General features: G+C 45.3%; 1 protein-coding gene. It reads left to right on the top strand.

Features of this window, described 5'->3' with window-relative positions; translation table 11 throughout:
- A partial coding sequence (locus A3738_RS13415) for an efflux RND transporter permease subunit (protein WP_197473851.1) occupies positions 1 to 990 on the top strand: 990 nt, incomplete at both ends.

The following is a 990-nucleotide window of genomic DNA, read 5'->3' as shown; positions in this document are numbered from 1 at the left end:
TTTTGAAAGCGTGCTGAACGTTGTTTCTCGAAATAATCGTCTTGTCGCGGCAGGCGCCATTGATAATGGTGCTGGACGCCAAGTAATGAAAGTCTCGGGCGTCATCGAAGATCTCGATGACATAATGTCGATGCCCATTAAAGTTGAAGCCGGCACCGTTGTGCCATTCCGCGATGTCGCAAGCATCAAAAGAACCTTCAAAGACCCTAACGGTTTCGCCAGAGTAAATGGTAAGCAAGCACTCACTCTTGAGGTTAAAAAACGCCTCGGCGCAAACATTATTGCTGTTACCGAAGAGATAAAAGCCATTATTGCCGAGAAGGAACAATACTGGCCCGAAACGCTCGAGTACAACGTCATTCTTGACAAGTCTAAAGATATCATCACGATGCTCGAAGACCTTCAAAACAACGTCATTAGTGCCATCATCATGGTGATGATCGTTATTGTTGGCGCACTCGGCTTACGCTCATCAATTCTAGTTGGCCTTGCTATTCCAGCCTCCTTCCTGAGTAGTATTCTGATCATTAATTTTATGGGGCTTACGCTTAATATTGTTGTGCTCTTTAGCTTGATCTTGGTAGTGGGGATGCTAGTCGATGGCGCCATCGTTGTTACGGAATTAGCGTCTCGAAATCAAGAAGCAGGCTTAAGTTCAGACAAAGCATTCTCTAAAGCTTCGCGTCGAATGGCATGGCCCATTATTGCGTCAACAGCAACGACTTTAGCAGTGTTTCTACCTTTGATCGCTTGGCCTGGCGTGGTGGGCGAATTCATGAAATTCTTACCCATTACGGTCATTATTTGTTTGTGTGCGTCTCTCGTGGTCGCCCTACTCTTCTTGCCAGTTCTTGGTGCTTCACTTGGTGGCAGCAAAATAAAAAGCGAAGAAGCACAATCTGATAATCGCTTCACCTTGGCTTATTCAAAAGTCCTAAGAGCACTACTTAAAAGACCGCTCTTAACGCTGTTAGGTAATATCTCTATCGT

This window comes from Oleiphilus sp. HI0066, assembly GCF_001635725.1.
The sequence above is the reverse complement of the archived record's forward strand: the minus strand, read 5'-3'. Positions and strand labels throughout refer to the sequence as shown.